This window comes from Saliphagus sp. GCM10025317 (genome assembly GCF_042663665.1).
Classification (GTDB): Archaea; Halobacteriota; Halobacteria; order Halobacteriales; family Natrialbaceae; genus Natronosalvus.
On the sequence record NZ_JBHTAQ010000005.1, the window covers coordinates 2,403,185 to 2,418,509 of the forward strand.

At 62.0% G+C, this 15,325-nt stretch carries 12 protein-coding genes; 3 read left to right on the top strand and 9 right to left on the bottom strand.

The window, feature by feature from the left end:
* Positions 1-35 precede the first annotated feature (35 nt).
* A complete protein-coding gene (locus tag ACFQS4_RS13775) occupies positions 36-1,346 on the bottom strand; it encodes an ABC transporter substrate-binding protein (protein WP_497902039.1) in 1,311 nt (436 codons plus the stop codon).
* 315 nt (positions 1,347-1,661) lie between these two features.
* Between ACFQS4_RS13775 and ACFQS4_RS13780 the strand changes: the two genes are divergently transcribed.
* Entirely contained in the window at positions 1,662-3,206 is a 1,545-nt protein-coding gene (locus ACFQS4_RS13780) for an acyl-CoA carboxylase subunit beta (RefSeq protein ID WP_497903204.1), read from the top strand.
* Positions 3,206-3,559: a DUF8022 family protein gene (locus ACFQS4_RS13785; protein ID WP_497902040.1), complete on the top strand. Its 354-nt coding sequence runs from the start codon at positions 3,206-3,208 to the stop codon at positions 3,557-3,559. Before ACFQS4_RS13780 ends, ACFQS4_RS13785 begins: the two co-directional genes overlap by 1 nt.
* Positions 3,560-3,594: 35 nt before the next feature.
* Here the strand turns inward: ACFQS4_RS13785 and ACFQS4_RS13790 are convergent, their stop codons facing one another.
* Positions 3,595-4,341 carry a hypothetical protein gene (locus ACFQS4_RS13790; protein WP_497902041.1) on the bottom strand — a complete coding sequence of 249 codons (747 nt, stop codon included), beginning with the start codon at positions 4,339-4,341 and terminating at the stop codon, positions 3,595-3,597.
* Between the two features lie 232 nt (positions 4,342-4,573).
* Between ACFQS4_RS13790 and ACFQS4_RS13795 the strand changes: the two genes are divergently transcribed.
* Positions 4,574-6,409, top strand: coding sequence for an acetyl-CoA carboxylase biotin carboxylase subunit (locus ACFQS4_RS13795; RefSeq protein WP_497902042.1), 1,836 nt, complete (start codon positions 4,574-4,576; stop codon positions 6,407-6,409).
* Between the two features lie 100 nt (positions 6,410-6,509).
* Here ACFQS4_RS13795 and ACFQS4_RS13800 read toward each other — a convergent pair whose 3' ends face one another.
* The 7 genes from ACFQS4_RS13800 to ACFQS4_RS13830 all read right to left on the bottom strand — a co-directional run bounded on the left by ACFQS4_RS13800 (position 6,510) and on the right by ACFQS4_RS13830 (position 15,138).
* On the bottom strand, positions 6,510-7,076 hold the full coding sequence (locus ACFQS4_RS13800; RefSeq protein WP_497902043.1) for a DUF7529 family protein: 567 nt from the start codon (positions 7,074-7,076) through the stop codon (positions 6,510-6,512).
* A 64-nt stretch (positions 7,077-7,140) separates the two neighbouring features.
* On the bottom strand, positions 7,141-7,590 hold the full coding sequence (locus ACFQS4_RS13805) for a DUF7555 family protein (protein ID WP_497902044.1): 450 nt from the start codon (positions 7,588-7,590) through the stop codon (positions 7,141-7,143).
* Between the two features lie 9 nt (positions 7,591-7,599).
* A complete protein-coding gene (locus ACFQS4_RS13810; RefSeq protein WP_497902045.1) occupies positions 7,600-8,955 on the bottom strand; it encodes an ABC transporter ATP-binding protein in 1,356 nt (451 codons plus the stop codon).
* A complete protein-coding gene (locus ACFQS4_RS13815; protein WP_497903205.1) occupies positions 8,952-10,328 on the bottom strand; it encodes an ABC transporter ATP-binding protein in 1,377 nt (458 codons plus the stop codon). The genes ACFQS4_RS13810 and ACFQS4_RS13815 overlap by 4 nt, the downstream gene beginning before the upstream one ends.
* 5 nt (positions 10,329-10,333) lie before the next feature.
* The gene (locus tag ACFQS4_RS13820; RefSeq protein ID WP_497902046.1) at positions 10,334-12,064 is read right to left on the bottom strand and encodes an ABC transporter permease; all 1,731 of its coding nucleotides are present in this window, start codon (positions 12,062-12,064) and stop codon (positions 10,334-10,336) included.
* Entirely contained in the window at positions 12,061-13,116 is a 1,056-nt protein-coding gene (locus ACFQS4_RS13825) for an ABC transporter permease (RefSeq protein ID WP_497902047.1), read from the bottom strand. Before ACFQS4_RS13825 ends, ACFQS4_RS13820 begins: the two co-directional genes overlap by 4 nt.
* A 156-nt stretch (positions 13,117-13,272) precedes the next feature.
* Positions 13,273-15,138 (bottom strand): ABC transporter substrate-binding protein, encoded by a 1,866-nt coding sequence (locus tag ACFQS4_RS13830; protein ID WP_497902048.1) that lies wholly within the window; start codon positions 15,136-15,138, stop codon positions 13,273-13,275.
* Between the last annotated feature and the right edge of the window lie 187 nt (positions 15,139-15,325).

The following is a 15,325-nucleotide window of genomic DNA, read 5'->3' on the forward strand; positions in this document are numbered from 1 at the left end:
CACCGAACGCTAAAAAATAGCCCGCGGACGACCGATTATTCGGCTTCGAAGTCGATCGTGTCCTGCACTTCGATGCTGCCACCCTGGTATCGCATGACGTCGTAAGCGACGCTCACCTGGTCGCCGTTGTCGTCGAAGTCGACGGGCGAGGAAGCACCCACGTAGTCGATTTCCTCGCCACCGGCCACTGCGGCGGCGGCGTCGGCGAGTTCGCTCGGTCCATACTGATCTCCCTCGGGGTTTGCGACTACGGGAATGTTGTCACGGACTGCCGTTCCATCGACCTCGTCGCCACCGGCCGAAATCGTCGCAAGGGTGATGACGGCGGCCGCGTCGTAGGCCTGAGCGTTGAAGACCTCAGGGGCGGAGCCGAACTCCTCCTCGTACAGGTCGGCGAAGAAGTCCGCACCAGGGCCGGCGGCGCTCGGGGCCGTCCCCCAGACGTCTTCCATCTCGTTCCCGACTTCGCCCGGCAGTTCCGAGTCGATGAGGCCGTCGGGAACGATGATGGAACCGTCCCAGTCGTCCGCGTAGTCGCTGTAGTAATCGCGGAAGAGCGTAATGCCCGACTGCGGGAAGCCGACGACCATCAGTACGTCCGGTTCCCCGTCGAGGGCGTCACCAATCTGTGAACTGTAGGTGGACTGTTCGGCCTCGAACGACACCTGGTTCATCACTTCGCCACCGGCTTCCTCGAACGCGTCGACGTACGAAGACTCGAGCGCCTGCCCGTAGTCGTCGTTCAGATACAGGGTCGCGGTCGAACTCCCCTCCAGGTCCTCCTCGACGACCTGCGCCATGACGGGGCCCTGGAGCGCGTCGCTCGGACACGTCCGGAAGATGAAGCCGTCGTCCTCGAGGTCCGTGACCGCCGGTGCGGTCGAGGAGGGCGACATACCGACGACCTGGTTCGGGATGAAGGCCTGTCGGGTCACCTGGAGGTTGACGTTCGAGGCGGCCGGACCGACGACAGCGGGCATGCCGCTGTCGACGAGACTCTGTGCGGCGGACTGACCTGCGGAGGGGTCGGTTTCGGTGTCGCCGGTCTGGACGTCGAAGTCGAGAGAGTCGCTGAGCTGGCGTTCGACCAGTAGCGCCCCGTCACGCATCGTCCCTCCGAGACTGCCGAGGTCGCCCGTCTCGGGCATCAAGACCCCGTATCGAACGGTTCCACCGTAGTCAATCTCAGCACCGCCGTTGTCGGTATCGTTCCCGTTCCCGTTCCCGTTCCCGTTCCCGTTCCCGTTGCCGCCGTCTCCCTGCCCATCGAGGCAGCCAGCAACACCGAGTGCACCTGCCGCACCGATACCGGTTAGCACCTTCCGTCGTGGTAGCTTCTGTACCATGTTCCCTGATATCGCGGGGGATACAAAGACTTTATGCGTGTAATTGATCATGTCCCGATATTTTACTCCCCTGTCGTGGCAAATCCGAGCCCGAGAGGATCAACGCGTCCTGTTTTTGCTGACACTATCGTTGCCAAGAATTGATTTCGAGAAGGGCGAGCAATGTAGTCGCTACACTGGACGGGAAACTGGCAGATGCTGCTGCGGGCGTCAAACGGCGGCTGCCTGGTAACAAATGGCCATCCCAGAACGCTTTTTGTGCCCCTGGTCGTTCCCTCGGGCAATGAGCAGACACGGGTGGAACGACCGATGACGATGGAAGAGCGTATCGAGGAACTCGAGTCCATGCGCGAGGAAGCGCTGCTCGGCGGCGGCGAGGAGCGGATCGAACGCCAGCACGAGAAGGGGAAGATGACCGCGCGAGAGCGCATCGAGTACTTCCTCGACGACGACACCTTCACCGAGTTCGACCAGCTCCGGACCCACGAGGAGCGCAACTTCGGGATGGAAGAACGCAAGGTCCTCGGCGACGGCGTCGTCACGGGCTACGGCGAAGTCGACGGACGGAACGTCTTCGTCTTCGCCCACGACTTCACCGTCTTCGGTGGCTCGTTAGGTGAAGTCTTCGCCGAGAAGGTGACGAAGGTGATGGACATGGCGATGGAGGTCGGGGCTCCGGTCGTCGGCCTAAACGACTCCGCAGGCGCGCGCATCCAGGAAGGCGTCAAGAGCCTCGCGGGGTTCACCGAAATCTTCCGCCGGAACCAGCAAGCCAGCGGCGTCGTTCCCCAGATTTCCTCGATCATGGGACCGTGTGCCGGAGGCGCCGTCTACTCCCCCGCGATCACCGACTTCATCTTCATGGTCGAGGACTCGAGTCACATGTACATCACCGGTCCCGGCGTCACGAAGACCGTCACCGGCGAGGACGTCACCCACGAGGAACTCGGCGGCGCGCTCACGCACGCGAACAAGACGGGCGTCGCCCAGTTCGCCTGTGAATCCGAGGAACAGGCCTTAGACGACATCCGGCGACTCCTCTCGTACCTCCCACAGAATAACGTCGAGGACCCGCCCCGCGTCGAACCGTGGGACGACCCCGACCGGCGGGACGAGGCCCTCGAGTCCATCGTCCCCGACAACCCCCAGAAGCCCTACGACATGACCGACGTCATCGGGACGGTGATGGACGAGGGCTCGTTCTTCGAGGTGGCCGAGAACTACGCGAAGAACCTCGTCGTCGGCTTCTCCAGGCTCGATGGCCGATCGGTCGGCGTCGTCGCGAACCAGCCGCGGGTCAACGCCGGGACGCTCACCGTCGACGCTTCGATGAAGGGGTCGCGATTCGTCCGCTTCTGCGATTCGTTCAACATCCCCATCGTGACCTTCGTCGACGTGCCCGGCTACATGCCCGGGACCGACCAGGAACACCGCGGGATCATCCGCCACGGGGCGAAACTGCTCTACGCCTACTCCGAGGCGTCGGTTCCGCTCTTGACGGTCATCACCCGCAAGGCCTACGGCGGCGCCTACTGCGTGATGGCCTCGAAGAACCTCGGCGCGGACATCAACTACGCCTGGCCGACGGCCGAAATCGCCGTCATGGGCCCGAAGGGCGCAGTCAACATCCTCTACCGCAAGGAACTCGCCGAGGCTGACGATCCGGACGCACTGCGCGAGGAACTCATCGAGGAGTACCGCGAGGAGTTCGCCAACCCCTACACCGCCACGGACAAGGGCTTCCTCGACGACGTGATCCGCCCGACCGAAACCCGCCCGCGGCTGATCCGGGACCTCGAGATGCTCGAGACCAAACGCGAGGACACGCCCGACAAGAAACACGGGAACATCCCCCTGTGATGACGGCGAACGACTCCGAGGCACTCGAGGTCGAGGGTGGCTCGGGCGAGCGAGCGAATGACGAACCCACCGACACCGCCATCGACGTCGACGTGACGCTCGAGGAATCCGTCTCGATCACGCTCCCGGCGGACGCCACCAGCGAGGAGGCCGCGGCCATCGCCGCGGCGATCGGTGCCCACCTCCGGGACCTCGAGGCTGCGGCGGCCGCCCAGACCGACGAGGAGACCTGGGACGGCAAGCGCTGGTCGTTCGCCGGCCGGATCGACGCCCAACAGGGTCGAACCGTTCGCGTCCCGACTCGAGCACCGACGAACCCCTGGGCTGCGGCGGGGCGAGCCGATCGGTTCTGAGGGCGTTGCGGGCGTTGCGAGCGCCTCGCCTCCTTCTACGCCGCGTAGTCGAGATTGGGTCGTAGCGATTCGATCAACGTCGTTGCGACCGTCTCGATTCCGTCGATGCAGGCGTCTTCGTCGCGGTCGTCCGTGAACTGGACGATCACGCCGCGGGCGCCGTCGCCGTCGTGAGCGGGGAGCAGGAAGCGCCACTGGCGATTCTCCTCGCTGCTCTGGGTACTCTGGTAGACGTCGATCTGTTCGTCCTCGTAGGTAAAGGTCCAGTCGATGAGTTCGTTCGTGCCGAACCCGGTCACCCAGTTGGTGGTAGCCTCCTCGTCGTCGATGGGGCGTTTGTGCTGATGGACGAACACGTTAACCGGGTACGAGGCGCCCCGCTTCGACGCGACGTGACCCAGTTGTGCGGCGATTCCGCTCTCCGACTCGTTGATCCCCTCGTTGTACTGCTCGAACGTGTCGGGGTGGTCGAAGTGAATCGGGAACGATCGTTCGCCCTGATCGAAGAGAATCCACGCGCCCTCGAGGCTGGCACAGGAATCTGTCACGTCTCCGTCGTCGCTCTCCTCGTTCTGGTCGTTCTCGTCACTCTCGTCGTTCTCGCCCTCAATGTTCGCGTCACCGTCGCCATCGCCATCAGGTTCGTCGCCGAGATCTCCGTCGTTCTCGTCTGTGCCTCCCGTACACCCAGCGAGCGCGGTGGTCCCCGCGAGTCCCACCAGAGCGAGGAGTCGTCGTCTACTGTACCGACCGTCCGAACGTGACCCTGAATCGGTGTGCATGAATTCTCCGTCGAACGCACGAGTCGATCGGTTCCGACTGCACTCGCGTCGTTCGTCCCGAACGGACAAACGACAGCTCGAGCGATATACTCACCCCGTGACGAAAATTCGTGGGGTGAACGCTCTGCGTCTGCCGCCTCGAAGTGGGGCGTATCGGCGAGAACCCGTTTCACCGCTGACTCGTTCCGTTGCGAAAAAGTAAGGTAGGCCCCTTCCGTCGATTCGAACAGGAATGTTCAGGAAGGTTCTGGTCGCGAACCGAGGCGAGATCGCGGTTCGAGTCATGCGGGCCTGTGAGGAATTGAACGTTGGAACCGTCGCCGTCTACTCCGACGCCGACAAACACGGCGGCCACGTCCGCTACGCCGACGAAGCCTACAACGTCGGCCCCGCCCGCGCGGCCGACTCCTACCTCGACCACGAGGCGGTCATCGAGGCCGCACAAAAGGCCGATGCCGACGCGATCCACCCCGGCTACGGCTTCCTCGCCGAAAACGCCGAGTTCGCCGCCAAAGTCGAGGAGGTAGAGGGCATCACCTGGATCGGTCCCTCGAGTTCGGCCATGGAGAGTCTCGGCGAGAAGACCAAGGCCCGAACGATCATGCACGAGGCCGACGTGCCCATCGTGCCCGGCACCACCGACCCCGTCACCGACCCCGACGAGGTCCGTGCCTTCGGCGACGAACACGGCTACCCGATCGCGATCAAAGCCGAGGGTGGCGGCGGCGGCCGCGGCATGAAGGTCGTCGAGGACGAGAGCGAGGTCGACGACCAACTCGAGAGCGCCCAGCGCGAGGGCGAAGCCTACTTCGGCAACGACTCGGTCTACCTCGAGCGCTACCTCGAGAAGCCCCGCCACATCGAGGTCCAGATTATCGCCGACGAGCACGGCAACGTGCGCCACCTGGGCGAGCGCGACTGTTCGCTCCAGCGTCGTCACCAAAAGGTCATCGAAGAAGGCCCATCGCCCGCACTGTCGGACGAACTGCGCGAGCAGATCGGCGAGGCCGCCCGCCGCGGGGTCGCCGCCGCCGACTACACGAACGCCGGCACCGTCGAGTTCCTCGTCGAAGAAGAACCCGGGCGCGAGGGCGTCCTCGGCCCCGACGCAAACTTCTACTTCCTCGAGGTCAACACCCGTATCCAGGTCGAACACTGCGTGACCGAGGAGATCACCGGCCTCGACATCGTCAAGCGTCAGATCCGGGTCGCCGCGGGTGAGGAACTCGACTTCGAGCAGGACGAGGTCGAGATCGACGGCCACGCGATGGAGTTCCGGATCAACGCCGAGAACGCCGCGAAGGACTTCCAGCCGGCTTCCGGGGGGACGCTGACGACCTACAACCCACCAGGTGGGATCGGCGTCCGCCTCGACGACGCCCTCAGCCAGGGCGACGACCTCGTCACCGACTACGACTCGATGATCGCCAAGCTCATCGTCTGGGGCGAGGACCGCGAGGAGTGCATCGAACGCTCGCTTCGCGCCCTGCGGGAGTACGAAATCGAGGGCATCACGACTATCGTCCCGTTCCACCGCCTGATGTTGACCGACGAGATGTTCGTCGAGGGCCGACACACCACGAAGTACCTGGACAACGAACTCGAGCAGTCCAGAATCGAGCAGGCCCAGGAACAGTGGGGAAGCGAGGAGTCGACCGCGACCGACGAGGAGGTCGTCGAACGCGAGTTCACCGTCGAGGTCAACGGGAAACGCTTTGAGGTCAACCTCGAGGACCGCGGCGGCGCCATCCCGCAGGCGGCCAGCAACGGGGGGTCGAGCACCGCCGGAGCCGGCGGACCGCCACAATCTGCCAGCGGCGACGACTCGAGCGGTGACGTCGAGATCCAGGGCGACGGTGAACGCGTCGACGCCGAGATGCAAGGGACGATCCTCTCCGTCGAGGTTGCAGAGGGCGACGAGGTCGCCGCCGGCGACGTCGTCGTCGTCCTGGAAGCGATGAAGATGGAAAACGACATCGTCGCCTCGACGGGCGGCACCGTCTCGCAGGTGGCCGTCGAAGAAGGCCAGAGCGTCGACATGGGCGATACGCTCGTCGTCCTCGAGTGAGTGGCGACGATAATCGGAGACAATATCGGAGACGAGTAACGTACAACAAACGCTGATTTCCAACACCGACTGACGATTCTCGAGGTGCTACTCGGTGTTGCTAGCCTTCGTGCTCGTCCTGCTCGTCCTGCTCGTCCTCAACACCGATCTGGGCCTTGATATGCCCGAGATCCGGGACGAACGCGCCGACGTCCTCGTGCGTCGCCATCGCGAGTTCGGTCCCATCGATGAGTTTGACCCGGGTCTGTAGTTCGCCCTCGTCGATCGCCGAGGCGATCATTCCGCGAGCGAGGTGGAGGTCGTACTGACTCGCAATGAGAATACCAGTCTCGGAGTCCGGATCGAGCAACTCGGTGACGAGATAGACGAAGCCGTCGACCGTGTTCCGGTAGGCCTCGCTCCTCGGGAACGACCCCTTCTCGTAGGCCGCCCGAAACGTATCGGCGTGATTATCTGCCAGCACGTGAATGAGTCCGAACCGATCCTCGCTCCCGTCAGCTTTCGACAATACGGACGTCTGAATCGCTGGAAGTGTCGTCATCTCCCACCCTTCGGACCGTCGCTCCTCGGCGATCGCCTGCATGTCCTCGAGCGTTCGCTTCCAGGCCTGTGACGCCGCCGGGGTACGAGCTCGAATCCCGACTGAATCGTCATCCGGTTTTGGCATATGGGGACACAGAATCGGGACTCGGTTAATGGTTTCGAGTCAACTGCTTTCCAGGCGAAACGACCTAGACGACGCCGAACACCGTCTCCATCAGATACGAGATCAGCAGGACCCCCAGGCTGCTCCAGAAGAGCTTTCCCGCAGACGAGAGTTCTCGATCCGGCGGCGGCGACTCGAGCCAGCGAGCGGGCGGAAGCGCTCGAGCGAACCGCTGGAAGCGGGTATCGTTCGATCCTGTCGGTGATGCCGATAGCCCAATTGTATCCGCTGCGTCCGTCGATCGACCGGACACCTCCTCGGGCGAGCTCGGCCAGAGGCGAACGGTCGCGTACGCGAGCAACAGGAACCCGGCGAAAAACAGGACGACCTTGGCCCCGCCGAACCCGCCACCGACGGCGAGACTGACCGGGACTGCCGTGAGCGTCGCCACGACGACGACGGCGAACACGTACGACATCGCGTCCGCACAGACGAGGGCGAGCAGGCGCCACTGCACAGATTCGAGCCGGGTCATCACAGTGCCCTACTCGTTCGGGACGTAACCGTGCCGTTCCTCGAGAACTGGCTCGGGGTCTCGGTAGGCGTCGTCGTGGCGATGGCAGAGACTGACCCGTTCGCTCTCACCCACGGGGTAGTACTCGGGGTGTTCGCTTCCGCAGACGCTTTCGAAGTTTGCAGCCACCACCTTGAGTGCAGTAGCCTCGTCGTTTCGCCGGACGTGTTCGGCGATTTCGTCGAGGACCGACTGTACCTCCTCGGGAACCGAAACGTCGCTGAAGAGTTCGTCGTAAATCTCGTCGATCGTCCCAAATCGAGTCTCCCTTCCGAGTAATTCCTTGACTCGCTCCGAAACCGACCGTTCGGCCCGTTCACGTTCTCGAAGGATTTCCTGAAGGGTATCCAGCCGCATCCAGAGTTCGTTCGACAGATGTTTGTACTCTTCTGGCCGGATCCGCGCCGGACACCGCGTGCTGAACGGACACCCCTCGGGAGGGAATCGGGGGTTTGGCGGCGTTCCCTGTAGCGTGATTCGGTGTTTCTTCGAGGTCGGATCCGGTTCCGGAATCGCCGAGAGCAGCGCGTGCGTGTACGGATTCGACGGATCGGTGAACAGTTCCTCGGTCGGTCCAATTTCCATGATATTCCCGAGGTACATGACCGCTACCCGGTCACAGATGTGCCTGACGACCGAGAGGTCGTGGGCGATGAACAGGTAGGTGAGCCCGAACTCGTCCTGTAAGTCCTCGAGGAGGTTGATAACTTCGGCTTGCACGGAAACGTCGAGCGCACTCACCGGCTCGTCGAGGACGATGAACTCCGGTTCGAGCGTCAGCGTTCGGGCGATACCGATCCGCTGACGCTGGCCGCCGGAGAACTGGTGAGGATAGCGGTAGTAGTGTTCGCGCTGGAGTCCCACCTTCTCGAGGAGTTCGCGAACGTGCTGGCGGCGCTCGTCGGGTGTCTTCCAGTCGTGAACGTCGAGCGGTTCGCGAACGATTTCGCCGACGGTCATCCGATCGTTCAGGCTCGAGTCGGGATCCTGGAAGACGATCTGGGCGTCTCGACGCCAGGCCTTGAGTTTCGGACCCCTGAGTTCCGTGATGTCGGTTCCGTCGAAGCGGATCTCGCCGCCCGTCGCCTTTTCGAGCTGGACGAGCGTCCGTCCGAGGGTCGTTTTCCCGCAGCCGGATTCCCCGACGAGCCCGAGCGTTTCGCCGCGTTTGATTTCGAAGGAGACCCCGTCGACCGCTTTGACCGGGTTTCCACCCAGTAGGCCCCCTTCGTCGTAGTACGTCCGTAGATTCGATACCTCGACCATGACGTCCTCGTCGGCGCGCATAGCCTCGTCGGTATCTGTGCGTAGCGATTCCTGGCTCATTGATCTTCGTTTGCACCTCTTTCAGTCGACGGCGACTGTGCCGCCTGGTCTGTGTGATGATCGATCCGTTCGAGTTCGGACTTCCCCTCGGGATAGAGGAGACAGGCCGCCGTGTGGTCGTCGGCTCCTTCTCGGACCGGAATCGAAGCGGGATGGATCTCGTTACAGGCGTCGAACGCCTCCGGACAGCGCGGCGCGAATCGACAGTATGTCGCCGGCTCGTTCGGCGTCGGCACGTTCCCCTCGATGGTCTGGAGCCGTTCTCCGGTCTGTCTGCCGGGGATCGATTGGAGTAGCCCCTGCGTGTAGGGGTGTTTCGGTGAAGCGAACAGCGTCTCCGCGTCCGCCGTCTCGACGATCTCGCCGGCGTACATGACGTTCACCCGATCGGAGACGTCGGCGATGACACCCATGTCGTGGGTAATGAACATGATCGCCAGGTCGCGTTCTTCCTGCAGGTCCTCGAGCAGTTCGAGGATCTGTGCCTGAATTGTCACGTCCAGCGCCGTCGTCGGCTCGTCACAGATTAGTACCTCCGGTTCGCAGGCGAGCGCCATCGCGATGACGGCTCGCTGTCGCATACCGCCGGAGAACTGGTGTGGATACTCTCTGACGCGTCGTCGGGCGTCCGGAATCCCGACGGCCTCGAGTAACTCGACGGCCTCGTTGGTCGCCTCCCCGCCGGTCATTCCCTGGTGGAGTCTGAGCGCTTCCTTGATCTGGTTCCCGACGGTGTACACGGGGTTGAGACTCGTCAGCGGATCCTGGAAGACCATTGCAATCTTGTTACCGCGCATGGCGCGCTGGGCCTTCCCCTCGAGACGAGTAATCTCCACGAATCCGGACTCGATGCTCGAGGGGTCGTCGGGTGACCCCTCGGTCACGAAGACGAAATCGTCGGCGTCGACGAGGCCGAGCGATTCACCGTATCCGGAGCCGAGGAAGTCGACGATCGATGCCTCCTCAGGCGATTCGTAGCCGAACGCCGCGGGCGTCATGTCGACTTCGGGCCGGTCGAACAGCTCCGCCGGGTCGTGGGCTTGCTCGAGCGCATTCACATCGACCGCGTTCCCCGAGAACCGCCGGGCGAACTCCCGGACAGTCTCGAGGTGGTGAAAGCGAATGCTGCTGCCGGGCAGGATTCGTCCAGGGCTGTCGATGAGCCCCATGATCGAGCGTGCGGTGACGCTCTTTCCGGATCCGCTCTCGCCCACGATGCCGACCGTTTCACCGGTTTCGATGTCGTAGGAGATTCCATCGACGGCCCGAATCACCTCCTTGTCGGTGAAGAATGCGGTCTGAAGGTTTCGAACCGAGAGGATCGTCTCAGACTGGTCTGTTTTTGTCTGCGTTGTTTGCGTCTCTGTATTCATGGACATCACGCACCACCTCCGGTCGTCGCCACGTCACCTTCGCCGGCTTCGCTCTCTGGATCCATCGCGTCTCGGATTCCGTCACCGAGGGCGTTGAACCCCGTGACGACGAGGACGATCAGAATCCCCGGAATCGTCGCGATGTGCCAGGAATCGGTCGAGACGTACGAGCGACCGTCGGCGATGATTCGCCCCCATTCGGGCGTCGGTGGGTTGATACCCAGACCGAGGAACGAGAGAGCGGCGGTGACGATGATGACGCCGCCCAACAGCAACGACGCGTAGATCATGATGTAGCTGAAGATGTAGGGCGCCATGTGTTTTCTCATCGTCATCATCGGCGTTTGCCCGTAGCTCTTCGCGGCGTCGACCCACTCCTGTTCGGCAACCTGGAGCGAGGGGCCGCGTATCGAACGCCATAATCCTGGCCAATACAGGCCAGCGAAAATGAGCGCCAGGAGTAACCCGCCGTTGTAATAATCGGCAATCGGGTGATTCCCCTGCTGGAACACGACCGAGAGTAACAGGACCATCAGGAACACCGGAACGGCGATGAGCGTATCGCTGACGATCACGGTCGCGAGGTCGACGAGTCCCTTGTAGTAGGCGGTGAGGAGGGACAGTCCCAGCGCGATGAATGTCGCCAGTCCGATCGAGACGATACCGATAACGAGTGATGTCCGGGCCCCGAAGACGAGGTACGTGAACAGATCCTTCCCGTCGCTGGTCGTCCCGAACGGCGCCCACCGGTCGTAGTTATCGTAACTCAACGGACCAACAGGATCGGACCCCTGGGATCGGGCATCGAGGTTAGCCGTCCCGTGGTTGACCGTTTCGAGTTCACCAGTCTCCTGGTCCAGGTACTGGAACTCGTGGCCGTACGGACTGTATATGTTCTCCTGCGGACCGACCGGACCGAGCGCCGGTGCCCACAGTGCCATTACCACGAACATGAAGACGACGATGAGCCCAAAGACCCCCCAGTAGTGGTTCCGGAACCGGTTGACCGAATCGTCTCGGGGCGTCCAGTCGGCCTCCCGATAGTGTTCCCGGAAGATCGTATACCCTTTCCAGAGCCACACGAGCGCTGTGAAGGCGTACACGTAGACGAGGACGACCCGAGTCGCCCAGGCCCATGCCGGGGATAGCCCCAGGAAGGTTCCTTCCCAGCCGCCACCGGGCGTTCGGTAGCCCTGGTTCGGAATCGTTTCCGGGCTCGTAATCGACCACAGCGACGCGATCCACTCGAAGAACGCCGTAAGTGCACCGACGACGAGGTCGACGGCGATCCCAGCCGGCGTCATGGTCACGAGGAACGTTATCGCTGTTAAAACGGCGAGCAAGATGATTCGCTCCAGCCGTTCATCGGTTACGTAAGTGCTCTCGAACCGATCGTGGTGAATCCCGAAACGGTCGGCGAGTGAGCCAGTGACGACCGTCGCCCTGAGAATCAACGTGACGACCGACAGGATGAGCACCGCGGTGACCGCGAACGAAATTTCGGCGGCGATCAGTCCCGCCGAGTCGTGTACGTTTCCGTAGACCCAACCGGGAATCGAGGCGAAACCGGCCAGAGCAACGCGGATTGCCCCACCCATTTTTACGACGCCCGCTCCGACGCGGCCTATCTCAAGCAAGATCAAAACGGCTATTCCGGCGGTCCAGATCGCGGCCGGACGCGGGTTTGCGGCGATCCGTTCGCGAAGTGTCGTCCCCTCGTCTAGCTCGGAACTCATTGATCGTACCCCACACGCGGATCTAGAATCGTGTACAGGAGGTCCTGTATGATATTCATACTAATCGTTATGATGGTGAATATGTACACCAGTGCTCCTGCGAGCGGCAAGTCACCCTGCGTCAGCGAGATGAAGTACAGCCGACCGAGTCCGTTGATACCGAAGAGGACCTCGACGATGACCGACCCACCCAGAAGCAAGAACGCTTCGTTAGTAATGATCGGCACTAGCGGGATCAATGCGTTCCGGAAGACGTGCTTCCAGATGATGACTCGATTCGAGAGCCCCTTCGCTTTGGCCGTCTCGACGTAGTTCGAGTTGATCGTCTCGAGCATCGCCGTTCGTCCAATTCGGAGTTCGGTGGCCATCGACGCCGAGCCGAGAACGAGCGCCGCCGGAAGGATTACCTTGATTGCGACGGCGAGCGTCCCCCCGTCGAAGAAGAACCCGCTCGGGAACGGGAGCAACTGTTCGAAGCCGATGAAGTTGAGCGGTGGCGTGCCGATGATGCTCCTGATATCGGGACCGAGAGTGTACCAGTCGAACCCGAGGAACCCCCCACCCTGCGTTCGACGCAGAACGGCGAGGAACATAATTGCGAGCCAGAAGTTCGGCATCGCCAGCCAGACGATTCCCGAAAATGAGGCGATGTAGTCGCCCCAGCTGTTCGAGTTGAGCCCGGCGTAGAATCCGAGCGGGATGCCGATGAACAGAGGGAGCAGGATCGCCCAGAATCCGAGCCAGATCGTTCGTGGCGCGTAGATCCTGATCATCGACGTTACGGACCGACCCCGCTGGATGACCCACGATTGGCCGAGGTCGAAGGTGATCAACCCGACCATGAAGTCGATGTACTGTTGCCACAGCGGCTCGTTCAAGCCCATGTTTTCGCGAATCTGTGCTGCTGCTGCGCCGCTCGCCTCTGGCCCGAGCATCGCCGCAACCGGGTCGAGCGGCCCCATTCTGAGTATGACAAACAGCATTGTCATTACGAGGAAGAGGACCGGAATTGAGAGCAAGACCCGCTGGAAAAAGTATCGCCAGCGAGTCATGGCGCATCACACGTGTCCCAGACGTTTACCATATTTCGCACTATTGGATCGGTATGCATTCGAGGGTAATAGGTATCATGATTTCCTCGGAAGCGGCTCCGAGGACGGATAATTTCACCGGCGGGTCCGATCCGCCGGCGGTGGTCGCTTTTCGTGTTATTCTTCGTTTTCGAGTTCGGCTTCCCAGTTGAGGTAGTAGCCGTCCGCTTCTCCCTGGGAGATCAGATCGGTGTTGGTGTTGGCCGGTTCGAAGCCGAACAGGCCGTAGGCGACCGAGGGGTAGCTCCAGATCCAGCCGAGCGAGTACATTTCGAGGTCGCCATCCTCACCGCGGCTGATCAGCGTGGAGAACTCTGCTTCCTCGGTTTCCAACTCGATTCCCAGGTCCGAAACCTTGTCTCGAGTGATTCCTGCGGCTTCCGAGAACGTTTCGCTCTCGTAGGTCGTCAGCGTCAGCGCGAACGGATCGTCCGCCGTGTGGCCGCCCTCTTCAAGAACCTGCTGTGCGGACTGGCGGTCGGTATCGTTTGGCGAGTACTGCCACTCGTCGACGAAGGTCTGATAGGCCTCGTTTCCACCCGGGAAGATTCCCGGCGGCGTGAAGCTGAACGCTTCGACTCCGCGTCCTTCGAAGACCTGGTTGATGAGTTCCTCGTGGTCGGTGACGTACGCCATCGCCTGCCGGACCGACTTCGGCACCTTGGCGGCGTTGAACGCGAAGTAGAACGTCGACATCTCGCTCACGCCGAGGTAGTTGACGACGGTTTCGCCGTCTTCGAGGGGACCGTAGGTCCCGACGTCGCGACCCATGTCGTCCTCCTCGGCGTCGATGTTCTCCTGGTCGTAGTACGCCGTTGGAATGCCGAAGATGTCGGCGTTTCCTTCGTTGACGTACGTCCAGATGGTCTCGTCGTCCTCGATGACCTGCCAGTGGATGCGGTCAAGGTTCGGCGCGCCGTCGTGGTAGTCGCCGAAGGCCGTGATGATCTGTTCCGTTCCGGGCTCCCACGATTCGAACTGGAAGGGGCCGCAGCCGACCATCACTTCCTGGGAGATTTCCTCCTGGGTGTACTGGCCGTCGTAGCCCTCGATGTCGCCGACGAGTCCTTCTGGCATCGCCGCGAACGAGTCGTAGGTGAGGATGTCGAGCGCGGACGGCTGTGGTTCCGTGAGCGTCACTTCGAGCGTACGGTCGTCGACGGCCTCGACACCGAGGGAGTCCGGGACGGTCGTTGCTTCTTCGCCTTCGCCCTCTGTCTCGTGTTCAACAGCGAGGAAGCCGGGTTCCAGCAGGAAGTTCGCACGCTCGCTGGCGGCGGACTCCGCGAGACGACGCCAGGCATACACGAAGTCGCTGGCGGTCAGCTCGCTGCCGTCGTGGTACTGGGCCTCCTTGATGGTGAACGTGTACGTCAGCAGGTCGTCGGAGACGTTGACCTCTTCGGCGAGCTGGTTCTCGACTTCCGGAACGCCGTTGCGGTAGTGAACGAGGTTCTCGTACACCTGGTTGATGATAATCGCGGAGGCGGTGTCGGTCGACTGGATGGGGTCCAGCGACGTAACCGTCGAGTTGATCAGGTTCAACTCGCCGTCTTCGGTGCTGGTCTCGTTGTGCTGCTGTCGGTGACCGCCGAGCGAGCCCGTGGGTTCGACATCGACGTGGTCGTACCACATCCGCTCCGTCAGGCCGTGGTACAGCGGCAGCAGGACCATGTCATCGCGAACGGCCTCTTCCATCTCGAGGTACGCTTCCATCCGGGTCTCCTCGTCCTCCGGCGCAGGGTTGTCCTGGGCACGCTCCCAGGCCTGCTGCGCCTTCTCGACGTTGGTCAGATCCCCGTCGCCGTTGCCGTTGCCGTTTCCGTTGCCGTTTCCGTTGCCGTTGCCGTTGCCGTTACCGTCGCCGTTCCCATCGCCATTTCCTTCGTCGCCGCCAAAGCACCCGGCCACCGCCGCGGTGGCTGCACCGGCGCTCGTGGCCTTCAGGAATGATCGTCGGGATACACCGTTGTCGTTGGGCATCGACTGGCAAAATTCTCTCGAGTCGTATAAGTTTTGCCTTTGGGAGCGACTGATACGCACACTGGCATATAATAGCACGCGAGTTTACATGAATTGAAGTATCCAATACGAACACACTATGATCAGATATGACCAATATAGAATTAAAACGACCATTATATACCAGATATTTACATTCCAGACACTC

What these genes read in the sequence shown, in the direction of transcription:
- ACFQS4_RS13780 (WP_497903204.1), top strand. Translation starts at nt 1,662, where the DNA reads ATGGAAGAGCGTATCGAGGAACTCGAGTCCATGCGCGAGGAAGCGCTG.
- ACFQS4_RS13810 (WP_497902045.1), bottom strand. Translation starts at nt 8,955, where the DNA reads ATGAGCCAGGAATCGCTACGCACAGATACCGACGAGGCTATGCGCGCC.
- ACFQS4_RS13775 (WP_497902039.1), bottom strand. Translation starts at nt 1,346, where the DNA reads ATGGTACAGAAGCTACCACGACGGAAGGTGCTAACCGGTATCGGTGCG.
- ACFQS4_RS13825 (WP_497902047.1), bottom strand. Translation starts at nt 13,116, where the DNA reads ATGACTCGCTGGCGATACTTTTTCCAGCGGGTCTTGCTCTCAATTCCG.
- ACFQS4_RS13790 (WP_497902041.1), bottom strand. Translation starts at nt 4,341, where the DNA reads ATGCACACCGATTCAGGGTCACGTTCGGACGGTCGGTACAGTAGACGA.
- ACFQS4_RS13785 (WP_497902040.1), top strand. Translation starts at nt 3,206, where the DNA reads ATGACGGCGAACGACTCCGAGGCACTCGAGGTCGAGGGTGGCTCGGGC.
- ACFQS4_RS13805 (WP_497902044.1), bottom strand. Translation starts at nt 7,590, where the DNA reads ATGACCCGGCTCGAATCTGTGCAGTGGCGCCTGCTCGCCCTCGTCTGT.
- ACFQS4_RS13815 (WP_497903205.1), bottom strand. Translation starts at nt 10,328, where the DNA reads ATGAATACAGAGACGCAAACAACGCAGACAAAAACAGACCAGTCTGAG.
- ACFQS4_RS13800 (WP_497902043.1), bottom strand. Translation starts at nt 7,076, where the DNA reads ATGCCAAAACCGGATGACGATTCAGTCGGGATTCGAGCTCGTACCCCG.
- ACFQS4_RS13795 (WP_497902042.1), top strand. Translation starts at nt 4,574, where the DNA reads ATGTTCAGGAAGGTTCTGGTCGCGAACCGAGGCGAGATCGCGGTTCGA.
- ACFQS4_RS13830 (WP_497902048.1), bottom strand. Translation starts at nt 15,138, where the DNA reads ATGCCCAACGACAACGGTGTATCCCGACGATCATTCCTGAAGGCCACG.
- ACFQS4_RS13820 (WP_497902046.1), bottom strand. Translation starts at nt 12,064, where the DNA reads ATGAGTTCCGAGCTAGACGAGGGGACGACACTTCGCGAACGGATCGCC.